The organism is Paraburkholderia sp. BCC1876 (assembly GCF_902833695.1).
GTDB lineage: Bacteria > Pseudomonadota > Gammaproteobacteria > Burkholderiales > Burkholderiaceae > Paraburkholderia.
In genome coordinates this window covers 1-566 of sequence record NZ_CADFGI010000043.1, presented here as the reverse complement: position 1 = coordinate 566, position 566 = coordinate 1, and the positions used below count along the sequence as shown (strand labels likewise).

General features: G+C 68.7%; 1 pseudogene. It reads right to left on the bottom strand.

What is annotated here, in order from left to right:
• Window positions 1–184: 184 nt before the first annotated feature.
• A pseudogene (locus HWY05_RS37660) lies at window positions 185–566 on the bottom strand (MFS transporter); the annotation flags it as partial.

The window sequence follows — 566 nt, the reverse complement described above, 5'->3', positions numbered from 1 at the left end:
GTCGCGGCCGGCGACCGGCACGACGCGCAGCTCGGTCACGACAGGGGTGGCGTTTGCCTGGATGGAATTCGAGGACATGGAGCGTTACCTGAAAAAGGCGCCGAATCTGGCGCTGGAGAAAGCTTGCAAAATCCGGCGGCACCTCGTGGGCGCCGCCGCCTCATTCATGCGCGATGCGCGTACTTCAGTGCGGGCTGCTGCTCGACAGCGTACCGCCGTCGGGCCTCGTGCCGGCAGGCCGGCTGCGCGCCAGGAAGCCCGCCGCGGCCGCGATCAGCGAGGCCGCCGCCAGGCCATACAGGCCGCCCTTGATCGAGCCCGTGTGCTGCTGCAGGTAGCCGAAGGCGGCCGGCGCGAAGAAGCCGCCGAGATTGCCGAGCGAGTTGATCAGCGCGATCACGCCCGCCGCGACCCGCGCATCGAGATAAGCTTGCGGGATCGGCCAGAACAGCGACGAAGCCGCCTTGAAGCCGATCGCCGCGAAGCAGATCGCGACGAAGGACATCAGCGGGTTGCTGGTGGTCGACGCGAACAGCCCGCAGGCCGCGATCACCATCGCGGTGGCC